Raw genomic sequence first — 21773 nt, forward strand, 5'->3', positions numbered from 1 at the left:
GATGGCCGAGATCGTTCTGGGCGCCTGGACCACACACGGGCCAACTCTTTCGACGACGCCCGAAGAGTGGCTGCTGCGCCTGCCCGCCGACAAGGCGCGCAAGGACCACCCGTTCCGGGGGGCAACCTATGACTTTCCCGCCCTCGTCGAACTGCGCAAAGACGAGGACCTGGCCGCCCAGGCGACCCTGGAAGAGCGCACCCGGCGGTCGCTCCTCTGTCGCGCCGCCATCGATCGGCTGGCGGACATCTATGAGAAAGCTCGCGTCGATGTGGCGGTCATCTTCGGCAACGATCAGCACGAAATCTTTCTGGATGACCTCATCCCGGCCCTGACCGTCTTCAACGGCGAGACCATCTGGAACGCCCCGGCGACCGAGGCGCAGGCCGCCATATCGCCACCGGGCATCCACGTATCGGAGTGGGGGCATAAGCCGCCTCAGTACACCGAATATCCCGGCCACCCCGAGCTGGCCAATCGCATCATCCGGCAGGCCATCGCAGACGGATTCGACGTGGCCAAGTCGTCGAAGCTGCCCGAGAATCCGGGTAATTGGCATAGCGGTATCGGGCACGCCTTCGGCTTCATCTATCGCCAGATCATGCGCGACAAGCCGGTCGCCAACGTTCCGTTGTTCGCCAACACCTTCTTCCCGCCCAACCAGCCGACGGCGCGGCGGTGTTTCGCTTTCGGCCAGGCGGTCGGCCGGGCGATCCGCGCCTGGGACTCCGATGCTCGCGTCGCGGTTTTCGGGTCGGGCGGCATGACGCATTTCGTCATCGACGAGGCCTTCGACGCCAAGATCATCGACGCGATCCAGGCTCGCGATGCCGAAACACTCTGCTCCATCGGCGAGGAATACTTCCAGGCGGGAACCTCCGAGCTGAAGAACTGGATCGCGGCTGCGGGCTGTCTCTTCGAGACCGACCTGAGCGGCGATCTGGTCGATTATGTGCCCTGCTATCGCTCGGAGGCGGGGACCGGCACGGCCAACGGCTGGATTGCGTGGAACAAGAAGGCGGGAGCATGAGCGACGAAATCCTTATCCGCCTGGCGCGCCTTGACGCCTGCGCCGTTTCCGACGCTCTCGATCAGGTCGGGGCGCCGCCATCGGTGACGGGACTGAAGGCCCTGTCCGCGCGGCAGCGCATTTCCGGTCGGGTCACGACCGTCCGTCTGGCCGCCGGCAAACCGCTTGAGGGTGCGCCGTCCAGACACTTGTGCACGACGGCGATCGACAGCTCGGACGCCGGCGCTGTGATCGTGGTCGAACAGCGCACGGGCGTCGAATGCGCCGGCTGGGGCGGCATCCTGTCGAACGCGGCGCGCGGCCGGGGTATTTCAGGCGTCATCGTCGAGGGTCTGGCCCGCGACATCGACGAGGCGGCCGACATCGGCTTCCCGGTCTATGCGCGCGGCGGTACGGCACGCACAGCACGCGGCCGCATCCATGAGGCGGAGACCGGCGGGACGATCCAGGTCGGCGATACCACGGTCTCGAACGGCGACTATGTCGTCGCCGATTCCAGCGGCGCGGCCTTCGTGCCGGCCGACCGGATCGAGGCGGTGCTGGCGGCGGCCGAGCGGATCGCGGTCAAGGAAGCGGCGATGACCAAGGCGGTCATGTCCGGTCAGCCGGTCAGCGACGTGATGGGCGCCAGCTACGAACACCTTCTGGAACAGGGCTGATATGACCGACGCCAACGTAGAACGGGTCGGCCGCATCGACACAGCGACCCTCAGCGACGCGCTCGACAAGCTGGGGATCCCCGGCCAGTGCCTGGGCGTGAAGCCGCTGGACCACGGGTTCCGGCTCGCGGGTCGCGCCTTCACCGTCACCTACGCCCCGGCGGCGCCGGGTGGGACGGTCGGCGACTTCATCGACGACGTGCCGGACGGTCATGTGGTCATGATCGACAACGGCGGACGGCCCGATGCGACTGTCTGGGGGGACATCATGACCCTGTGCGCGCATCAGCGAAAACTGGGCGGGACGGTGATCGACGGCGCGTGCCGCGATACTCATCTGGCGCTCGATCTCGGCTATCCGATGTACAGCCGCAGCTATTCGATGCGGACCGGCAAGGACCGGGTCCAGCTGGAAGCGGTCGGTCAGGTCGTCAACATCGGCGATGCGCGCGTCAGTCCCGGCGACCTGGTGCGGGGCGATTCCGACGGGGTCGTGGTCATCCCGCGCGCCCGGGAGGCCGAGGTGCTCGACATCGCCGAGGCGATCGAGGTGGCGGAGGGCCGTATTCGCGAGCTGATCTCGTCCGGCATGCGGCTGGATGACGCCCGCAAGCAGCAGGGCTATCACCTGCTCCAGCGCCGCGAGAAGCCCTGACCATGGCCTGGCGGGTCGTCGCAACAGCGAGCCTGGGCCCACACGAGGGCGTGATCGCGCGCCTGGTTGAGGCGGGCTGCGAGATCGACCGGCTGCCGGCCGCCGCCACGACGTGGACTCCCGAACTGATCGCCCGCTACGCCTCCACCGCCGACGCCTATGTCGGAACCTTCCGGGGGATCGGACTGCCCCGCGAGGTGATCGAGGCCTCGCCCCGGGCCCGCGTGATCACCTCGCCGATCATCGGCACCGAATATATCGACGTCAAAGCGGCGACCGAGGCGGGCGTTCTGGTCGCACACGGGGCCATGTCAGAGAATTTCGACGGCATGGCCGAGGCCGGCGTCATGCTGATCGCCGCGACCCGCAAGGCGCTGGCCGGCAAGACCGCCGCCGTAAGGGCGGGAGAATGGAAGACCGCTCCGGCGGGCCGCCTGGTGCTGGAATCCACCATCGGCATCCTGGGCCTGGGCCGGATCGGGCAGGGGGTCGCGCGCCGGCTGAACGGCTGGGACTGCGAGATCATCGCCTGCGACCCCTATGTCGATCCCGCGGCGGCGGCGAAGCTGGATGTGGAGCTGGTCGGCATCGACGACCTGTTCCGCCGGTCGGATGTCGTGGTCATCCTTGTGACCCTGACGCCGGAGACACGGCACATCGTCAACGCCGACAGGATCGCCGCGATGAAGCGCGGAAGCGCCATCGTCAACATCGGCCGGGGCGGGTGCATGGACGAGGCAGCGGTTATCGCCGCGCTCGACTCCGGCCAGCTCGCGGCGGTCGCCATCGACGCCTGGGAGTCCGAACCGCCGGCGCCCGACAATGCGCTGCGCAGCCATCCGGCGGTCATCGCCACCTCGCACGACGTCGGCCATTCCACGGACCTGTACGCCCGTATTCCGGTCGTGGCCGCCGAGAACACCCTGGCCGCGCTCGAGGGGCGGCGGCCCGACTACCTGCATAACCCGGCGGCGTTGCCGGCCTGGCGCGAACGCTGGAACGACGCGCCCCAACCCGCCGCAGCCGGAGCCTTATGACGTCCCTATAATCAGACGTCTGATTTCTTGATTGACCAGCCGCTGTGAGCGTCGCGACCTGACGACGAAGCGGGAAAAGGAAACGCCAGTGACCGACGCCTTCACCTATCCGGCCCCCAAGCTCTTCATCGCGGGCGTGTGGCGCATGGCCGGCGACGGCGCGACCCAGCCGGTCCTGAACCCCGCGACCGGGGAGACCATCGGCGACCTGCCCGTCGCCGGTGAGGCCGACCTGGACGAGGCGCTGGCCGCCGCCGACGCGGGCTTCAAGGTGTGGCGCAAGACCTCGGCCTACGACCGCGCCCGCATACTGCATGACGCCGCGCGGCTGATGCGCGAACGCAGCCGCTACATCGGTTCGGTCAGCACGACCGAACAGGGCAAGCCGCTGGCGGAATCCAGCGCCGAAGCCATGGCCTGCGCCGATATCTTCGACTGGTTCGCGGAAGAGGCGCGCCGCGCCTACGGCCGTATCGTTCCGTCCAAACATCCCGGCGTCCGGCACATGGTGTTCAAGGAGCCGATTGGTCCGGTCGCCGCTTTCTCGCCGTGGAATTTCCCGACCACCATCCCGTCGCGCAAGATGGCGGCGGCCCTGGCGGCCGGGTGTTCGGTGATCATCAAGCCAGCCGAGGAGGCCCCGGGCAGCTGCCTGGAACTGGCGCGCTGCCTCGACGACGCGGGTCTTCCCAAGGGCGTGCTGAATGTCGTGTTCGGCGTGCCGGCCGACATCTCGACCTATCTGATCGCCTCGCCCGTCATCCGGAAGGTGTCGTTCACCGGTTCCACGGTCGTCGGTAAGCATCTGGCCAAACTGGCCGCCGACGGCATGAAGCCGACGACGATGGAACTGGGCGGCCATGCCCCGGTCATCGTCTTCGAGGACGCGGACCTGGACCTCGCCGTCCGCCTGTCCGCCGGGTCAAAATACCGTAACGCCGGGCAGATCTGCATCGCCCCGACCCGCTTCTATGTGCACGACAGCCTTCACGACGCCTTCGTCGAGAAATTCGCGGCGTATGCGAACAGCCTGAAGCTGGGGGCCGGCATGGATCCCGCGACAGCGATGGGGCCGCTGGCGAACCGTCGCCGCCTGAGCGCCATGGGAGAGTTCATCGGCGATGCGATCGGGCAGGGCGCCAAGGCCGCCGCGGGCGGCGAAGGTCTGGGCGGCCCCGGCAATTTCTGGCAGCCGACCCTTCTCGCCGACGTGCCGAACTCCGCCCGGATCATGAACGAAGAGCCGTTCGGCCCGGTCGCCGTGACCCAGCGCTTCACGTCCTTTGACGAGGTCGTCGAACAGGCCAACCGGCTGCCTTACGGCCTCGCCGCCTATGCCTACACCCGGTCCGCCCGGACGGCGGCCGATATCGGCGATGCGCTGGAAGCCGGGATGATCGGCATCAACTTCTCCATCCTCACCGGCCCCGAGACGCCCTTCGGCGGCGTCAAGGAAAGCGGCCATGGCTCCGAAGGGGGCCATGAGGGTCTGGAGGCCTACCTCGTCACCAAATACGTGGCCCAGGGGTGATCATGATCGCGCCACAAGACATCGCAGACCTGATCGACGACCGCCCCGAGGACGGCGTCTTCCGCGTCCACCGCCGCCTGTTCACCGACCCGGACATCTTCGAACTGGAGATGAAGGCCATCTTCGAGAGCGGCTGGGTCTTCCTCGGGCTGTCGTCGCAGCTGCCGCGGCCGAACGACTATTTCACCACCACGATCGGCCGCCATCCCATCGCGGTGATGCGGGCGGCCGACGGCACGCTGAACGCCTTCATCAACAGCTGTCCGCACAAGGGCGCTCGCATCTGTCCGCTGGATCAGGGCAATGCGAAGCTGCACGTATGCCCCTATCACAGCTGGTCATTCGACAGCGCCGGCCGCAACCGGGCCATCAAGGGCAAGGCCCAGGGCGCCTACAGCGACGGTTTCGATCAGGACAGCCACGACCTGCGTCCGGTGGCGAAATTCGGCGACTATCGCGGGCTGCTGTTCGCCAGCCTGAGCGCCGACGTGCCGCCTCTGGAGGATCACCTGGGTGCGGCCACGAAGCTGATCGATCTGATCGTCGACCAGAGCCCGCATGGCATCGAACTGGTGCCCGGCGCGGTGACCTTCACCTTTGAGGCCAACTGGAAGCTCCAGCTGGAGAACTGCTCGGACCAGTATCACTTCTCTTCGGTGCACCCGTCCTACCTGCGCATCCTCGAGCGCCGCACGGAAAAGGCCTATGCTGGCGCAACCCGCAACATGTGGGACGTCAACAAGCGGCACGACGAGGTTCCGGGCGAACCGACCGGCGGCACCTACAATTTCGACCAGGGACATGTGCTGAACTGGCGGATGGCCGATGCGCCGGACGCCCTGCCGCTGTTCGAACGTTACGATGAACTGGCTCGCGAGTTCGGCGAGGGCAAGCGCGACTGGATGCTGTACTCGCGCAACCTGACCATCTTCCCGAACGTGCAGTTCGCCGAGAACGCCTCGAGCCAGTTGCGCATCATCCGGCCGATTTCGGTCGGGCTGACCGAGATGCGCACCTTCTGCATGGCCCCGGTCGGCGAAAGCGCCGAGGCCCGCAGGAAGCGCATCCGGCAGTATGAGGACTTTTTCAACCCCAGCGGCCTGGCCACGCCGGACGACGCTGTCGTCTATGAGGCCTGCCAGGAAGGGTACGCCTCACAGCAGTCGCCCTGGCTGCAGGGGTATGCGCGGGGCATGTGCGCCAGCAAGAAGGGGCCGGATCAGTTCGCCGACATGATCGGCCTGAAACCGTCAAGTTCGGTCGCGGCGGATCGCTGGCTGAGCGACGAGACGATCTTCCACGCCTACTACCGCGCCTGGCGGGAACGGGTGTCGGCGGTGGCGCGCGCCGAGGCCGCCCGGTCCGAGGAGGTCGCGGCATGAGCGTCGATCTGGATACTCGCCCCGTCTCGCGGGAGACGCTGTCGCAAGACGCCGCGGCGACACTTCTGCACCAGGAAGCCCTGTACCTCGATGAGCGGCGCTGGGACGATTGGCTGGCGTTGTATGTACCGGACGCCCGCTACTGGGTTCCCGCCTGGACGGCCGAGGGCAATCCGACCGCCGATCCCGATACGGAGATCTCGCTGATCTTCTACGACAGCCGGGACGGGCTGGAGGATCGCATCTGGCGGCTGAAGAGCGGGCTTTCGATCGCGTCCAATCCCCTGCGGCGCACGGCCCATCTGGTGACCAATGTGCTGGTGACCGACGCCACGGTTCCGGGCGAGGCGGAGGTCAAGGCCAGCTGGAACGTCAGCGTCTATGACCCCCGACGGAAATCCAGCCACGTCTTCTTCGGCCGCTACGTCTATCGGCTGCGTCAGACCGGGGACGGCTGGCGAATTGCCGCCAAGACCATCTATCTGCTCAACGACAGCATACCGGCGGTCGCCGATGTCTATATGCTCTGATCGCGGAGACGTCCCGATGACCATCTCCCTGCAAACCTTGTCCGACCGGGCCGAGGCGCATGAGGCGGAAATGAGCGACAAGCTCGACGCGCTGGTCATGAAGTCGGTGATCTACCAGTCCGGCGACATCGATCCGGCCGCCGAGCGCGCGCGGCCCTCCAAGGCGGAGACCGCGGGGCGGCACTATCTGATGGGCGAGGATCCGCGCCTGCGGCCCATGCCGGCGAACGCGACGCTGATCGACTTCTTCAAATACCGGTTCGGACCGTCGCAGCACCTGCTGCAGAGCGCCCGTCTGGCGCTGAAGAACGGCCTGGACGAGAAGACGGTTCTGGCCTGCCTGCTGCACGACATCGCCGTGTTCGGATTTATCCGCTCTGACCACGGCTACTGGGGCGCCCAGCTTCTGGAGCCCTATGTCGAGGAGGAAGTCAGCTGGGCGATCCGGGCGCACCAGGCGCTGCGCTTCTATCCGGACGAGAGCGTCGGCTACGAATACCCCGAGGTCTATCTGCGCATGTTCGGCGCTGACTATGTGCCCGACCCCTTCATCGACCGCGCGTACCAGGAAGCTCGCAAGCACAAATGGTACATGACCGCGCGTCTGGTCACCCTCAACGACCTCTATGCCTTCGAGCCGGGCGTCGTCGTCGAGATCGACGAGTTTGAGGACATCATCGGCCGCAACTTCAAACAGCCGACCGACGGCCTGGGCAACGACAACAGCCCCGCCACCCACATGTGGCGAACCATCATCGCCCCGACCAGATTCCTCTGAAGATCGCCACTACCCGCAGAGGATCGGCGCTTGCCCCATATTGAACTCCTGGCGTCGCTTGCGGCCGCGCTGCTGGCCGCCGGCCTGTTCGCGGGCCTGTTGGCGGGCCTCCTTGGGGTCGGCGGCGGCATCATCATGGTGCCGGTTCTCTACTACGTCTTCGGCCTGCTGGGCGTGGACGAGTCGGTCCGCATGCATATGTCGGTCGGTACATCGCTGGCGGCGATGATTCCGACCTCGATCCGCTCCGCTCTCGCGCACCGCAAAAAGGGCGCGGTCGACGAGGCGATGTTCCGGCGCTGGCTGGCGGGTATCGCCCTGGGCGTGCTCTTCGGGGTGTTGACCGCCGCCTCGGTCAAGGGGCCCGTCCTGATGACTGTCTTCGCGGTCTTCGCCCTGGCGGTCGCCTTCTATATGGCGTTCGGAAAGGACAGCTGGCGCGTGGCGTCGGAGCTGCCCGGTCGGGCTGGTCAGACCGTCATGGCCGTCCTGATCGCCGGCGTCTCGGTCATGATGGGTATCGGTGGGGGAACCTTCACGGTCCCGACCCTGACCCTGTTCGGCTATCCGATCCATCGGGCCGTCGGTACGGCCGCCGCCATCGGCGTGCTGATCGCCGTGCCGGGCGCCGTCGGCTTCATTCTCGGAGGTCTGGGCGAGCCTGATCGGCCATGGGGATCACTCGGGTTCGCCAATGTCGTGGGCGTCGTCGCGCTGATACCCACGACACTCCTTGCCGCTCCCTGGGGCGTGGCGCTCGCCCACAAGCTGGAGCGCCGCTGGCTGCGCCTGGCCTTCGCGCTCTTCCTGGCCGCGACCGGGATCAAGATGGCGCTCAGCCTGATCGGCATCTGAGGGTCAGGAGAAGGTCGTTCAGTCTTCCGGCGCGATCGTCACCTTCAGTCCGTCGAGGGCCGGGGACATCTTGATCTGGCACGACAGGCGCGAGCGCGGCGAAGGATGCTCGCTGAACTCAAGCAGACCCAGTTCGTCCGGGCTGGCCGGCGACAGGCGGTCCCAGTCCTCTTCGGCCACATACACATGGCAGGTGGCGCAGCTGCAGCAGCCACCGCAGATGGCCATGATTTCGTCGATGCCGCTGTCCCGGATCGTCTCCATCGCGGAGGCTCCGGTTCGGGCCTCGATCGCCCGCTCTTCGCCGGTACGCAGGGTTACATTCAGTATGGTCATGGCAGGACGGCGGAGCTTTCGGTCTTGGCGGCGAGAGCGGCCTTCTCGGCCTTTGCGGCGAGCCAGTATGTGGGCTTGAGGTTCCAGATGAGCACCGCGCCGAGCAGCGGCAGGGCTGCGAACAGCAGGAAGGCGGCGTGGTAGTTGCCGTACATCTGGAACAACCGGCCCATGGCCCACGGTCCGACGGCGAACCCCAGGCTGACTATGGCCGTGTAGACGCCGACCATGGTGCCGAAATTCTTCAGGCCGAACGTGTGCTTGGTCATCACATTGGTATCGAGCAGGATCGCCGCATGCCCCGCTGCGCGCAGCACGACGAAGCTCATCAGCAGCACCGGGTTGACGAGGTAGAAGGCGACCATCGAGGAGACACTCAGCACCAGATACATGGCGCTCAGGCCCTTGTTTGAGGTGCCGTCGAGCAGGTTGCCGATCAGGATGCGGAAGAAGATGCCGACGACCCCGATCGCGCTGATCGCCAGAGCGGCCATGTCGCGTGACATGTTCAGATCGTTCAGGATCAGGACCTGGTGCTGGATGAAGGCCTGATCGACCATGGCGCCGATGAACAGGGCGGATCCCAGCAACCAGAATGCCTTGCCCTTGGCCAGCCTGGCGACTTCTCCAAGGCCCGTGGCGGTGGGTGCTATGCCGGCGATGACGGGCTCGGGCAGGGGGGTTCGAGCGGCCTTCGGGAAGAAGAACAAAAGCATGGGCACAGCCATCAGCCAGATCCCCGCGGAGAGCCCGGCGAACGCCAGACGCCAGCCGAACGCGCCGATCAGCCCGGTGATCACCAGGGGAACGAGGACCGAGCCCAGGCTGGTGCCGAGCAGCGCCACGCCGGTCGCCGTGCCTTGCGAGGCATGGAAGGTCCGCGAGACCATCACCTTGACCGCGACCATGGCGCCGGGTCCGGCCAGGCCCATCACTGCGCCGACGATGTAGTAGGCGGTCAGGTTTGGAACCCAAAGGAAGCTTATCAAGGCCAGACCGCCCAGTCCGAGGGTGGTCAGCAGGGCGACGCGCACGCCGGTGACGTCGAGGAACCGGCCCACCAGGAGGGCTGAAACCGCGCCGGTCAGGTATTTCGCCGACGCCAGCAGGGTGGCTTGTTCCCGGGTCCAACCGAATTCCTTGATCACTTCGGAGAACAGGAAGGGCAGCGCGAACGCCGGCGCGCTGAATCCGAAGAACAGGCAGCTGAAGGCGAGCAGGAGCACGGGCCAGTTGGCGCGAAGCTCGTCGCGAAAGACGGCGTCAAATCTGAACATCGAGATATACCTCCTGGGGGCGTGCCCCGGCGGGTCGACTGCGATGCAAGGGCGCCGCGACAACCTCTTGCGCCGAAATATGCAGACGTCTGTGTAATCTGGCAAGCCGCTCTGGAGTGCCCCGGGCGTCAAAGTCCAAAGACTGATGCCTGTTGATCCGCCCAAAAACGGTCATTTGCAGAGGCAGCGAGGCCAATTGACGAGGAGGAAAAAGGCTGGCGACGAACAATAGTGGGGAGCCCAGCCGACATTGCGGCGAAGCATGACGCACAACAGCAGACGTCTGATTGTTATTGACAGGGTCCCTGATTGAGGCAAAGTTCCTTAATGTGGGCGTCCGATGAATGAGGCGCTGCCAAATCATAGGGGGAGTTTAAGTCCAATGATCAGGCGTGATCGCTTTTTCTGCACGGCTGCGCTTTCAGCGCTCGTCTGTGCCGCCGCCGGAGCGGCGAATGCCCAAGTCAGTCCTCAGGCCCCGACAGGTTCAGGGCCCGACGCCACCCAGATTGACGATGTGGTCGTCACCGGCACCCGGGTGAACCGCAGCGGTTTCGATGCTCCGACTCCGACGACCGTGTTGTCGTCTGAAGAACTGGAGCAGCGTGGATCCGCCCAGATCGGCGAATTTCTAACCGAAGCTCCGGCCTTCCGCGCGACCCAGACGCCCCAGTCGAATCCCCAGAGCGCGCGCGGTGCGGGCCAGTATTTCGCTGACCTGCGCGGCTTGGGCAGCATCCGGACCCTCGTGTTGGTCGACGGTCGGCGGTTCGTACCGAGTTCGCCCGAGGGTCAGGTCGATCTCAATTTGATCCCCTCCGTGTTGGTCAGTCGCGTCGAAGTGGTCACTGGCGGGGCATCGGCCCAGTGGGGATCCGACGCCGTCGCCGGCGTGGTGAACGTAATCCTCAACAACCAGCTTGACGGGTTCAAGGCCGATTTTTCCTATGGAGAGACGACCTACGGTGACAACGAGGAAATCCGCGCTTCGGCAGCCTGGGGCGCAAGCCTCCTCGAGGGGCGTGGGCATATCGTCGTTGGCGGCGAATACGTAAAGGCTGACGGGGTCGATAGCCATTTCGATCGGCCGTTCGGACGAGACCAGCAGGAACTGGTCTCCTATTCCGGAGTCCGGGGGGCGGATCAGCCTTCACGATACTGGGCCCACGGCGTGACCCCGGTGACCTTCACCGATGGCGGCATGATCATCGGCCCGAACACTGGCGTCGGCCAGCCCCTGCGCGGGATCCAGTTCGGACCGGGCGGAACGGTGCAGTCCTTCCCATACGGCACGGTCGTCGGCACTTCGGCCATCGATTTCACGGGCGGCCAGCCGGGCCTGTCGATCCGCTCGGGTCACACCCTGGTTCTTCCTGTCGAACGCAGCATCGCAATGTTCCACGCCGATTTCGACGTGAACGACCGGCTGAAGCTGTTCGCCGAAGGATCCTGGGCGGAAGCCGGCGCGGACTTCCATACCGCCTACGCTCGGGACTCGACGCCCAATGCGCTGGTGATCCGGCGGGACAATGCCTATCTGCCGACCAGTGTCCGCGACATCATGGTGACGAACAACATCACCTCCTTCTCGCTCGGTCGCGAGCATCGCGATTTCGGCGAGGTGGCGGCGAGCAACTTCAACACCACGACGCGGTTCGCTTTCGGCGCGTCCGGCGACCTCGGCGGGACCTGGTCCTGGGATGCCTACTATCAGTATGGGGAGAACGAGTACCGCTCGACCCTCGAACGTCTCAAGATCAACCAGAACCTGCGCTATGCGACCGACGCCGTGTTGAGCGGCGGGACCATCGTTTGCCGCGATGTCGCCGCCCAAGCCGCGGGCTGCGTACCCATCAATCTCTTCGGCGAAGGCTCGGCGACAGCGGCGGCCATCGCCTATGTCACCGGGACGGCGCACTATGACGTCGACACGTCCCAGGAAGTGATGGCGATCAATCTCCGGGGCGAGCCCTTCTCGACCTGGGCTGGCCCGGTGTCGCTGGCTACCGGCCTGGAGCGGCGGATTGAAGAGGCGGAAGCGCGTGTCGATGCGATCTCCCAGGCGAGCGGCTTCTCCTATGGCAACCCGAAAAATTTCGCGGGTTCCTATGACGTCAACGAGGCCTACGTCGAAATCGTCGCGCCTCTGCTGAGGGATGCGCCGTTCGCGCAGTCCGTCGATTTTAACGGTGCTGTTCGTTTCACCGATTATTCGACGAGCGGTGGCGTCTGGACCTGGAAGGCGGGTCTGACCTGGGACGTCAACGATATGCTGACCTTCCGCGCCACCCGCTCACGGGATATCCGGGCGCCGAACAACAGCGATCTCTACGCCCAGACCAGCACACAGGCGACGCATCGCAATCCATTCTCCGGCTCGACGACACAGATGACTGTCATCAGCGGTGGCAATACGGCGCTCCTGCCGGAAGAGGCCGATACACTGACCGTCGGCGCAGTATTCAGCCCCGGATTCCTTGAAGGACTTCGGCTGTCCATCGACTATTTCGACATTGATATCGCCGACGCCATTTCGTCGTATGGCGCCCAGAATGTTCTGGACAATTGCGCCGCCGAGATCACGGCCGGCGCAGCAGGCTTCTTCTGCGGCTTTGTTTCCCGCAGCGGGACGGGGGGCGCCACCGTCATTAATTCGATAGCCACCCCGTTACTGAATCTCTCGGGTTTCCAGGCTCGGGGATATGATTTCGAGGCGGCCTACCGGTTCGACCTCGCAGGCGGTTCAGTCAATGCACGCCTCTTCGGCACCTATACCCAAGACCTGATTGCGGACGACGGTCTGAATGTGGCGCGCACCTATAACGGCGCGGGCGTCATCCAGACGGTGGGAAGCGTGGTGGACCGCGCCGGTCAGGTCGGCGGCTTCACGTCGAGCAGCATCACCGGGGCGACCAGTGCACCGCACTGGATCCTGAATGCCAGCGCCACGTACAGCCGCGAGGCCTGGTCCGTTACGGTCCAGGAGCGCTATGTTGGCGGGGGTATCACTGACGCGACCCTCGTCGGGCCCGACGACCCTGACTACAATCCGGCGTCCCCGATTTCGATCGGCGACAATACCATCGACGGGCAGTTCTACACCAATGTGTCGGCCAACTACCAAGTGAACGACCAGGTCGAGATCTACGGCGTCGTCAATAACCTCGCCAATGTTGAGCCGCCCTTCCCCTACACCGGGGTGGTTGGCTTCTATGACAAGATTGGTCGGAGCTTCAAGGCGGGCATTCGGGTCCGGTTCTAACGACCAGTCTTCTCGCCAGACGCGGTTCCAGGAAGAGACGATCGAAGGCGGCGACTGCCCTGCAGTCGCCGCTTTTCGTTGAGTTGGACCCGCGGAAAGCTGGCTTGTTGCGCCGAACAGCGAGAAAGGCACGCCCGGTCGAGCGTGCCTTTCCTGCCTTACAGGGAGCTGGATATCCCGGCCTAGTCGGCCAGCACCACCAGGGCGTCGAGCGCGACCGGGTCGATTCCCTCGCCAAAGGCCATGACGGGATTGATGTCGATCTCGGCGATCTCCGGGTGCGTCACCAGCAACCGGCCCACAGCAGCGATCGCATCAGCGAGCGCCGCCAGATCGACGGGCGGACTTCCGCGGAAACCCTTGAGCAGGGTCGCGCCCTTCAACCTGTGCAGTTCATTGATGATCCGCTCCTTGCTGATTGAAGCCGGGACCAGTCGGACATCACCCAGCGCCTCGATCCAGACTCCTCCGAGACCGAACAGAAGCACTGGCCCCCAGGCCGGATCGTTGCGACCACCGATGACTACCTCCAGTCCTCGGGGGCTCATGGTTTCGATGAGGATTCCGTCGAGGGCCAGACCCGGCCTCGCGGTTTCAACATTCCGATGTATGTCGGTCCAGGCGGCGCGGAGTTTGTCAGGTCCATCGATGCCGATGATGACGCCGCCGGCCTCCGTCTTGTGCGGCAGATCGGCAGCCTGCGCCTTGGCGACGACAGGCCAACCAATGCGTGTCGCAATCTCCAGGGCGTGTTCGACGGAGGTCGCCAGCGCGCCCTGCGGCACCGTCAGCCCAGCCTCCGTCAGGGTACGTTTGCCGAGGTGCTCGGCCAGTGTTCCGGAGCCTTCGATGCGCTCAACCGGCGCCGAGGGCATGACAGCCGTATTCTGGGCGTCGGCCTTCGCGCGGGCATATCTCTGCAGGTGTCCGAAGACGCGCAACGCCCGTTCCGGAGAGCGGAAGAAGGGAATTCCGGCAGCAAGAACCGACGCTTCCAGGTCCGGCGCGACGGGCGCCGCACCGCCCATCAAGACCAGCGCCGTCGGCGCGCGCGGGGGAGCCAGGGCCGATACGACGGCCTCGGCCTTCAGTTTGCCAACTGCGGGTGCGCCCGGCATCAAGGACAGGATCAGGCCGCCAAAGCCGGGGTCATCGCGCATGATGGCGGCGACCTCCCCGTACATCCCCATGTCCTTCAGACCCTGGGCAGTGATGTCGAGCGGATTGGTCTGTGAGGCGAAGGTCGGCAGTCGTTCTGCCAAGGTTCTCGCGGTCACCCCGGACAGGTCCGGTATCGACAGGCCGATTGTCTCCGCCAGATCCAGAGCCAGACCCTTGAAAGCGCCGGAGTCCGTGATAACGCCGGGGCCGTTGACCGAAGGGTTCGGGAAACGCGCAAGCATTTCCGATGTATCCAGCCACTCTTCCAGGGTCTCGACCACGACGACGGCCTGATCCTCGACCAGGGCGCGCATGGTCGGATAGTCGCCTGACAGGGCGCCGGTGTGCGACGTCGCTGACACCCGGGCCCGCTCACTGCGCCCGGGATGCAGCATGATGATCGGCTTTCCGTTCTCTCGCGCCCGGGCAGCCAGTTCCAGAAACAGGCGTGGCTTGCGCAGCTGTTCAGCGTAGATGGCGATGACGCTGGTAGCCGTGTCGTCCACGATCTCGGCCAGATAGTCCTCGACTCCGGTCACGGCCTCGTTGCCCGTGGCGACGCTGAAGGACGTCCTCAGCCCGCGGGTCCTGGACGACAGGCGCATGCTGGCGGCCATCGCGCCGCTCTGGGCGATGACCGCGAGTGAGGGGCGTGCGTCCACGGGGTCCGGGGTGTTGGGTCCAAAGCCCAGATGAACGCCGGCGACATAGTTGGTCATGCCCAGAGTGTTCGGTCCAAGCAAGGCCATGCCGGCCTCGTTGCAAACCGCGCTGATCTGATCCTGCAACGCTCGGCCTTCGTCGCCTGTTTCCGAGAACCCCGCAGCGAACACGACCATCCCGCCGACATCGCGCCGGGCTGCTGCCATTGCCGCCTCCAGCACCGCCGCCGAGGGCAGGGCCAGGATCATTGCATCGACGCCCATGGGCAGGTCGTCGATCGTCGGCACACAGGCCCGGTCACCGATCGCCGCATTGCTGCGGCTGACCAGATGGATCTCGCCATTGAAGCCGAAGCTTTCGAGGTTCGAGAGCGCCCGCCCGCCCATCGAAGACGGGTCCGGAGACACGCCCACGATGGCGATGGATCGGGGCCGCAGAAACCGGGCAACGGGGAAGGCCTTCATGGCGTCAGCTGTCACGGCGATAGGTGTCCAGACCCGGACGGATCGATTTCTCGTCGAGAAACTGTTTCATGCCCTTGTTGCGACCGCCTTCCGGATCCTGAGCCGCGGTCTGTTCCGCCTTGGCCGCGAGGTAGTCCTCGGCCAGATCCCAGTCCATGACGCCGATCCGCTTGAAGGCGTTCTTGGCCTGACGGATCACAGTCGGATTCTTGCCCAGCAGCACCTTGGCCAATTCGCGCGTCCGCTCCCGCAGGCGGGCCAGAGGCACCGATTCATTGACCAGCCCGGTCTCGCGCGCCACCTGCCCACCGAACGGTTCGCCGGTCATGATGTAATAGAGGGCCGCACGGTGGTTCATGACCTCGGCCACGGCCCGGGTCACGGTCCCGGCGGGAATGATGCCCCAGTTGATCTCCGACAGGCCGAAGGTCGCCTCGTCGGCGGCGATGGCGAGGTCACAGGCGACGAGAGGGGAGAACCCGCCGCCAAAGCACCAGCCGTTTGCCATGGCGATGGTCGGTTTCGGATAGAGGCGAAGCTTGCGCCATTGCCACTCGCCCGCGGCACGACGGATCTTCAGCTTCACCGACGCGGGCGCGTTGTCCGTTTCTCGGAAATACTCTTTCAGATCCATGCCGGCGGTGAAGGAATCGCCCGCGCCCGTCAGAACAAGGACCCCGCACCGCTCGTCGAACTCGAGCGCTTCAAGAACCTCAAGCATCTCTCGGTTCAGCGTGGGGCTCATGGCGTTGCGCTTTTCGGGGCGGTTCATCGTGACCCAGGCGATACCTTCGTCGAACTCGACTTTGACGGTCGTCAACCGGGCGAATAGCTCGTCCGCCGTTGCTGCGTTATCTACCATGACATTTACCGATCCCCTATTAATCAGGTTACCTGATAACAGGCGGTCTTATCACCCGTCAATGCGGTGAGGAAAGGAAGCGAATGCGGGCGAGAACCATCTATCTGATCAAGCGGGCCGAGGTGGCCAGCCGCGCCCTGCTGGAAACGGAGCTCAAGGATCTGGACCTCACCCCAAGCCAGTACGCGACGCTGAGTATGCTCGCCCTGCATCCCGAGACTTCGTCGTCCGATCTTGCACGCCGGGTCCTGGTGACGCCGCAGTCGATGTCGGAAATGATCATGGCTCTTTCCCGCAAGGGATTGATTAAGCGGCAGGAAAGCGACGGCAATCGCCGCGTGCTCGATATCAGCCTCTCGGCCGCGGGACGCGCCTTGCTCGAGAAGGCCGAGGCGCGGGTGGATGCCCTGGAAGCGAAGCTCTTCGCCGTTCTCGGGCCGGACGAGCTGCAGGCGTTGCGCAGCCACCTCGAACGCGTCCTGGCCGACGAGAGCAAGCGCCGCGGCAAATCCTCTCTCGCTCCCCGATCAGCTTGACGACGATTGAGGGGTTGCATTATCAGGGCGCCTGATAACTATTGAAATGGCCGATATGGCGGGTGCGCGATGAACCTCGATTTCGACGATGACGCGCTCGGCTTCATGGAGGAGGTGCGCGCGTTCGTGCGCTCGAACCTCGATCCCGGGACCAGGGAAAAGGTGCTTCTCGGACACCTTCCCGACCGCGTTGAACGCACAATCTGGCAGCGCGCTCTGGTCGCAAGGGGCTGGGGCGCCCCCGCCTGGCCGGTCGAGCACGGCGGTCCCGGCTGGTCCGTCGTCGAACGGTACCTGTTCGACGAGGTCCTGTCAGAGGAAGGCGCGCCGATGCCCCCCGTTTTCGGGATGTCGATGCTCGCGCCGGTGTTGATGCGATACGGCACGCCGCAACAGATCAACGAACTGCTGCCCCGTATTCTGAACATCGACGACTGGTGGTGTCAGGGGTTCTCGGAGCCGAACGCCGGTTCGGATCTTGCGGCGGTGCGCACGTGCGCCCGGCTCGAAGGGGACGAATGGGTCATCAACGGACAGAAGATCTGGACGACGCTCGCCCATCAGGCGGACCGAATTTTCTGCCTGGTGCGGACTGAGGATGCGCCGAAGAAGCAGGAGGGGCTGTCCATCCTGCTGGTCTCGATGGACGCGCCCGGGATTACCGTGAAGCCCATCATCACCATCGACGGGGCCCACGAGGTCAATGAGGTCTTCTTCGACGATGTCCGTATTCCCGCCGGAGATATCGTCGGCCAGGCGGGCAAGGGCTGGGACTATGCGAAATACCTGCTCGGACATGAGCGGACCGGGATCGCCCGCGTGGGCCAGTCCAAACGGGAGATCGGCCGGCTGAAAACCCTTGCGGCCGCCGTCGTTCGCGGCGGTCGGCCGCTCCGGGACGATCCGGTGTTCTCCGCCCGCATCGCATCGCTCGAGATCGAGTTGCGCGCGCTCGAACTCACGACGCTCAGAATGGTCAGCGCCCTGCACGCCGGCGCGCCCCCCGGCTCGGAAGCCAACATTCTGAAAATCCGGGGATCAGAGCTCCAGCAGGATATCGCGGAAGCCATCATGGACGCCTGGGGCCCGGAAGCCTTCGGTCCGGCGTTCGTGGGCGACGGTCTGGAAACCTCGCCCGCCGTCGCGACGGCCATGACCTATTTCAACCTCCGCAAGGTGTCGATTTACGGAGGGTCCAACGAGATCCAACGCAATATCCTCGCCCGCTCGCTCATGGGTCTGTGACATGGATTTCCGACTCACTGACACCCAGACGCTGATCGCCGAAACGGCGAACGCGCTTGTCGGCCAGCACCTTCAGGCCGTCCGGGGAGGCGGCGCGCTTCAGGCCTCGCAGACCACGTCGGCGCTCTGGCCTCAACTCGGTGAGCTGGGTCTGCTGGGCGCCGAAATCGACGAAGCTGACGGAGGCAGCGGCGGCACGTTCGAGGACCTTGCGGTCATCCTGCAGGCTCTGGGACGTGGCGGAGGCGCAGGAGCCTTCGGACCGGTCGTCGTCACTGCGGCCGCACTGGTTTCGCGACTGGGGGATGCCGCGCAAAAGGCCGCGCTTCTGCCGGCTGTCGTCGAAGGGGCCAAAAGGGTTGTCCTCGCCCATCACGACACGACCGACCAGGGCGCGGACGATGTCGCGACCACCGCCATTCCGGCGTCCGGCGGCTGGAAGCTCGAGGGCCGAAAGGCGATGGTGTTCGCGGGCGATAGCGCGGACGTGTTCGTCGTCTCGGCCCATACCGCAAAAGGCCTGACGCTGTTCCTCGTCCCGGCGACGGCCGAGGGGCTGTCTATAAGGTCGATGGAGCTCTACGACGGGACGGGAGCCGCGGACCTGGAACTGAACGACTGCTTCGTGCCCGCCGATGCGCGACTGGGCGCCGAAGGCGACGCCGGGGACGCGGTCGCCTGGGCTCTCGATCGGGCCAACGCCGCCTTCGCGAACGAAGCCATCGGTCTCATGGCCGAGCTTTGCGACATGACCTCCGAATACCTCAAGACCCGCGAGCAGTTCGGGCAGCCGATCGGCAAATTCCAGGTGCTCCAGCACCGGATGGTGGACATGCGGATCAATCTCGAGCTGGCGCGATCCATGGCGATCCTGGCCGCGGTAGCGGTCAGCGACCCGGACGGCCGTCGGAGATCTCGGGACGTTTCGGCGGCCAGGGCGGCGATCGGCAAGGCGTCCCGGGTTGTCGGCCAAGCGGCGATCCAACTCCACGGCGCTATCGCGCTGACCCAGGAGTATCCGGCTGGGAGCTTTGTGAAGCGGCTGACGCTCATCGAAAGGTCATACGGCGACACGCGCTGGCATCTGGAACGGTTCGCCAAACTGGCCGACCCCGCAGTTGTACTTATCCCGTGACGGGCGGACGCGTTTTCTTTGGGCCCCGCGGGCAGTCCCGGTCGCGTGTGGGCTAGACGCGCCATGACGCGTTACCGGATTTACTTGCTGGGGCCTGGAGGCAGGTTCGTCGATAGTGTGGAGTTCGATGGGGTCGATGATGCATCCGCGATTGGAAAACTCTCGAATTACGTAACCCAGGTTCCAACTCTGGAGTTGTGGGACGGTCGACGCCTTGTTGTCAGGACGAGCGCGGACCCACGCGCCGGCGCGGCTATGTCGAAGACGGCAGTCTGACACACCACCCGCGCAGAAGGAGAAATGGCGCCCTTTCTCACGGTCGACATTCTGCGCATCTGCTTCGCGGAACAGAGGTTATACGATTTAAATATCGCTGGCGGTTGAGTTTCGGTTATTAGTATTCGCGCGGTCTACGTCGTCTCTTTACTGAGACTATTCATCGAAGTGCGTGGCGGTGGGGCAGTCCAATCGCAACTTGTCTCCGTGAGGGAGAGGCGCAGAGACATGCTAGGCGCGTGCGGGTTCAGTCGTCGGCGGCCTTCTGAGATTGCCGAGTATGCGCGGAATCCAGAATGGATGGCGTCTGGACCTCGTGGTCATCTGTGGGCGGAACGTCAGGTGGCTACGTGAGGAAGCGGGTCTCGCCAAGAACAGCTCGCCATCGAAGCGGGAATGAAGCGCAGCTACCTCCACGACGTTGAACGCGGCGTTCGCAATCCGACGGTACGTGCTTTAGCCAGGTTGGCAAGCGCGCTGGCTCTCGCCCCCCAGTTGCTGCTGGACCCCCTGCGGAATCCGGAAGTCCAACGCGGGGGCTAAGACGCTGTCGTTACACGTAGCGCCATTGGGCCACGCAAACGGGGGGATCGCATCCCTATAAAGGGTGCTGTCAGTCCAACGACAACTTGTCTCCACTAGCCGCAGCTAGGGCAGGGGGCGCAGAGCCTATTCAGCGAGCGTCTTCCACTCAGCCAGGGCGGCTGATCGTTGGGCCTTATATGTCTCTCGGCTGATGAGGTGGCGGTCCTGATTGAAGTGGTTGTGGAAGGCGGCGTGTACGGAGCTGAACTTCTGCAGCGTCTTCATCTGCCGGAACCTCAGCATGGCCCGTTCTCGTCGTCGGAACGGCAGGTGTGAGTTCTCAGCCCGGTTGTTGGCCCACCGACCAACCTCCTGCTTTTCAGCGTTGCCGAGCTCCTTCATGGCGGCCTTGTAGGACCGCAAACCGTCGGTCGTGATAGCCTTCGCGCGGCCGTGCCGCTTCATCAGCTTTTTGATGAACTTCAGGGCCGCTGGCTTGTCTCTGGTCTTGCTGGCAAAGGATTCAAGCACCTCGCCCTCGTGGTCGACGGCCCGCCAGAGGTAGTGCATCTCGCCGTTGATCTTCACGTAGACCTCGTCGAGGTGCCATCGCCAGTGAGTGAAGGCGCGCATCTTCTGGACCCGCTTGCGGCGGATCTCCGCGGCGAACATGGGCCCAAACCGGTTCCACCAGAGCCGCACCGTCTCGTGGCAGATGTCGATGCCGCGCTCGGCCAGCAGGTCCTCCACATTTCGCAAAGACAGCGGGAATTTCACGTACATCATGACGACCGTCCGGATCACCTCCGGCGACGAGTCAAACCAGCGGAACGGATCGTGGGTCTTTTTTGGACGGGCCATTCTGCCCGCCTAAACGCTACGCCTTACCGAGCGGTGCATTTGAGCTGACAGAGCCCTCCCGACAGATGCCCCTCGACCATCGGCGTCCAGATGAAGCCCGGATGGATGGAGTTCACCCGGATGCGGTCGGGGGCGTAGATCAGGGCGTCGGTCTTGGTCATCAGCCGCACCGCGCCCTTCGAGGCGTGGTAGGGCGGAATGTCCGGCCCGCCGACCAGGCCGTAGATCGACGACAGGTTGATGATGGAACCGCCGCCGGCCTGTTTCAGGTGGGGAATGGCGTGTTTGGTGCAGAAGAAGACGCCCTTGACGTTGATGGCCTGGACCCAGTCCCACTCGGCCTCGGTGATCTCGTGCGTGGGCTTGTTGACCCCGGCCACGCCGGCGTTGTTGACCAGCACGTCGATGCGGCCGAAATGCTCGACGATCTCCGCCATCACCGCCTGCACCTCGCGCTCACTGGACACGTCGCAGTGCCAGTACGCGACCGGCAGTCTCCGCTCGCGCAGGCTCTCGATCAGCTCCAGGCCGTCGGCGTCGAGGACGTCCAGGACGGCGACGGAGGCGCCTTCCTCGGCCATGCGGATGGCGGTCGCGCGGCCGAGGCCCACGGCGGCGCCGGTGATGACGGCGACCTTGTCGGTGAGGCGGTTCATGGCGTCAGTTCTCCGGCCGGTTTATGCGGTCCTCGGTCGGCGCCTTGACCGTTCGCG

At 65.0% G+C, this 21773-nt stretch carries 19 protein-coding genes and 1 pseudogene; 14 read left to right on the plus strand and 6 right to left on the minus strand.

The window, feature by feature from the left end:
* Window position 1: 1 nt before the first annotated feature.
* The 9 genes from PSV23_RS05405 (at window position 2) to PSV23_RS05445 (ending at window position 8457) form a co-directional block, all read left to right on the plus strand.
* Window positions 2-1030, plus strand: a complete 1029-nt coding sequence (locus PSV23_RS05405; RefSeq protein ID WP_300466633.1) for a hypothetical protein — start codon at window positions 2-4, stop codon at window positions 1028-1030.
* Complete coding sequence (locus tag PSV23_RS05410) at window positions 1027-1689, plus strand: hypothetical protein (RefSeq protein ID WP_300466635.1); 663 nt, start codon at window positions 1027-1029, stop codon at window positions 1687-1689. The genes PSV23_RS05405 and PSV23_RS05410 overlap by 4 nt, the downstream gene beginning before the upstream one ends.
* A 1-nt stretch (window position 1690) precedes the next feature.
* Window positions 1691-2344, plus strand: a complete 654-nt coding sequence (locus PSV23_RS05415) for an RraA family protein (RefSeq protein WP_300466637.1) — start codon at window positions 1691-1693, stop codon at window positions 2342-2344.
* A 2-nt stretch (window positions 2345-2346) separates the two neighbouring features.
* Window positions 2347-3381 (plus strand): NAD(P)-dependent oxidoreductase, encoded by a 1035-nt coding sequence (locus tag PSV23_RS05420; protein WP_300466639.1) that lies wholly within the window; start codon window positions 2347-2349, stop codon window positions 3379-3381.
* Window positions 3382-3469: 88 nt separating this feature from the next.
* The gene (locus tag PSV23_RS05425) at window positions 3470-4912 is read left to right on the plus strand and encodes an NAD-dependent succinate-semialdehyde dehydrogenase (RefSeq protein WP_300466641.1); all 1443 of its coding nucleotides are present in this window, start codon (window positions 3470-3472) and stop codon (window positions 4910-4912) included.
* A gap of 2 nt (window positions 4913-4914) precedes the next feature.
* Complete coding sequence (locus tag PSV23_RS05430; RefSeq protein WP_300466643.1) at window positions 4915-6294, plus strand: aromatic ring-hydroxylating dioxygenase subunit alpha; 1380 nt, start codon at window positions 4915-4917, stop codon at window positions 6292-6294.
* Window positions 6291-6824, plus strand: a complete 534-nt coding sequence (locus PSV23_RS05435) for an aromatic-ring-hydroxylating dioxygenase subunit beta (protein WP_300466645.1) — start codon at window positions 6291-6293, stop codon at window positions 6822-6824. Before PSV23_RS05430 ends, PSV23_RS05435 begins: the two co-directional genes overlap by 4 nt.
* 16 nt (window positions 6825-6840) lie before the next feature.
* Window positions 6841-7602 carry an HD domain-containing protein gene (locus PSV23_RS05440; RefSeq protein ID WP_300466647.1) on the plus strand — a complete coding sequence of 254 codons (762 nt, stop codon included), beginning with the start codon at window positions 6841-6843 and terminating at the stop codon, window positions 7600-7602.
* Between the two features lie 30 nt (window positions 7603-7632).
* Window positions 7633-8457: a sulfite exporter TauE/SafE family protein gene (locus PSV23_RS05445; RefSeq protein ID WP_300466649.1), complete on the plus strand. Its 825-nt coding sequence runs from the start codon at window positions 7633-7635 to the stop codon at window positions 8455-8457.
* 18 nt (window positions 8458-8475) lie between these two features.
* Here the strand turns inward: PSV23_RS05445 and PSV23_RS05450 are convergent, their stop codons facing one another.
* Window positions 8476-8793, minus strand: a complete 318-nt coding sequence (locus PSV23_RS05450) for a 2Fe-2S iron-sulfur cluster-binding protein (protein WP_300466651.1) — start codon at window positions 8791-8793, stop codon at window positions 8476-8478.
* Entirely contained in the window at window positions 8790-10070 is a 1281-nt protein-coding gene (locus PSV23_RS05455) for an MFS transporter (RefSeq protein ID WP_300466653.1), read from the minus strand. The genes PSV23_RS05450 and PSV23_RS05455 overlap by 4 nt, the downstream gene beginning before the upstream one ends.
* Before the next feature lie 382 nt (window positions 10071-10452).
* Here PSV23_RS05455 and PSV23_RS05460 point away from each other — a divergent pair, with 382 nt between their 5' ends.
* Window positions 10453-13332, plus strand: coding sequence for a TonB-dependent siderophore receptor (locus tag PSV23_RS05460; protein WP_300466655.1), 2880 nt, complete (start codon window positions 10453-10455; stop codon window positions 13330-13332).
* 182 nt (window positions 13333-13514) lie between these two features.
* On the opposite strand, the gene PSV23_RS05465 is transcribed toward PSV23_RS05460, so the two are convergent.
* Window positions 13515-15635, minus strand: a complete 2121-nt coding sequence (locus PSV23_RS05465; protein WP_300466657.1) for an acetate--CoA ligase family protein — start codon at window positions 15633-15635, stop codon at window positions 13515-13517.
* A complete protein-coding gene (locus PSV23_RS05470; protein ID WP_366524212.1) occupies window positions 15625-16482 on the minus strand; it encodes a p-hydroxycinnamoyl CoA hydratase/lyase in 858 nt (285 codons plus the stop codon). Before PSV23_RS05470 ends, PSV23_RS05465 begins: the two co-directional genes overlap by 11 nt.
* 83 nt (window positions 16483-16565) lie before the next feature.
* Between PSV23_RS05470 and PSV23_RS05475 the strand changes: the two genes are divergently transcribed.
* The 4 genes and pseudogenes from PSV23_RS05475 to PSV23_RS17375 all read left to right on the plus strand — a co-directional run.
* Window positions 16566-17018: a MarR family transcriptional regulator gene (locus tag PSV23_RS05475; protein WP_300466661.1), complete on the plus strand. Its 453-nt coding sequence runs from the start codon at window positions 16566-16568 to the stop codon at window positions 17016-17018.
* A 69-nt stretch (window positions 17019-17087) separates the two neighbouring features.
* Window positions 17088-18263: an acyl-CoA dehydrogenase family protein gene (locus tag PSV23_RS05480; RefSeq protein ID WP_300466663.1), complete on the plus strand. Its 1176-nt coding sequence runs from the start codon at window positions 17088-17090 to the stop codon at window positions 18261-18263.
* A gap of 1 nt (window position 18264) precedes the next feature.
* Window positions 18265-19398: an acyl-CoA dehydrogenase family protein gene (locus PSV23_RS05485; RefSeq protein ID WP_300466665.1), complete on the plus strand. Its 1134-nt coding sequence runs from the start codon at window positions 18265-18267 to the stop codon at window positions 19396-19398.
* Window positions 19399-20046: 648 nt separating this feature from the next.
* Window positions 20047-20217 (plus strand): annotated as a pseudogene (locus tag PSV23_RS17375) (helix-turn-helix domain-containing protein); the annotation flags it as partial.
* Window positions 20218-20343: 126 nt separating this feature from the next.
* Here PSV23_RS17375 and PSV23_RS05490 read toward each other — a convergent pair.
* Complete coding sequence (locus tag PSV23_RS05490) at window positions 20344-21060, minus strand: IS6 family transposase (RefSeq protein ID WP_300466680.1); 717 nt, start codon at window positions 21058-21060, stop codon at window positions 20344-20346.
* Between the two features lie 23 nt (window positions 21061-21083).
* Window positions 21084-21716 carry an SDR family oxidoreductase gene (locus PSV23_RS05495; RefSeq protein WP_300466682.1) on the minus strand — a complete coding sequence of 211 codons (633 nt, stop codon included), beginning with the start codon at window positions 21714-21716 and terminating at the stop codon, window positions 21084-21086.
* Window positions 21717-21773 lie beyond the last annotated feature (57 nt).

Source organism: Brevundimonas sp. (genome assembly GCF_029946145.1).
Taxonomy (GTDB): Bacteria; Pseudomonadota; Alphaproteobacteria; order Caulobacterales; family Caulobacteraceae; genus Brevundimonas.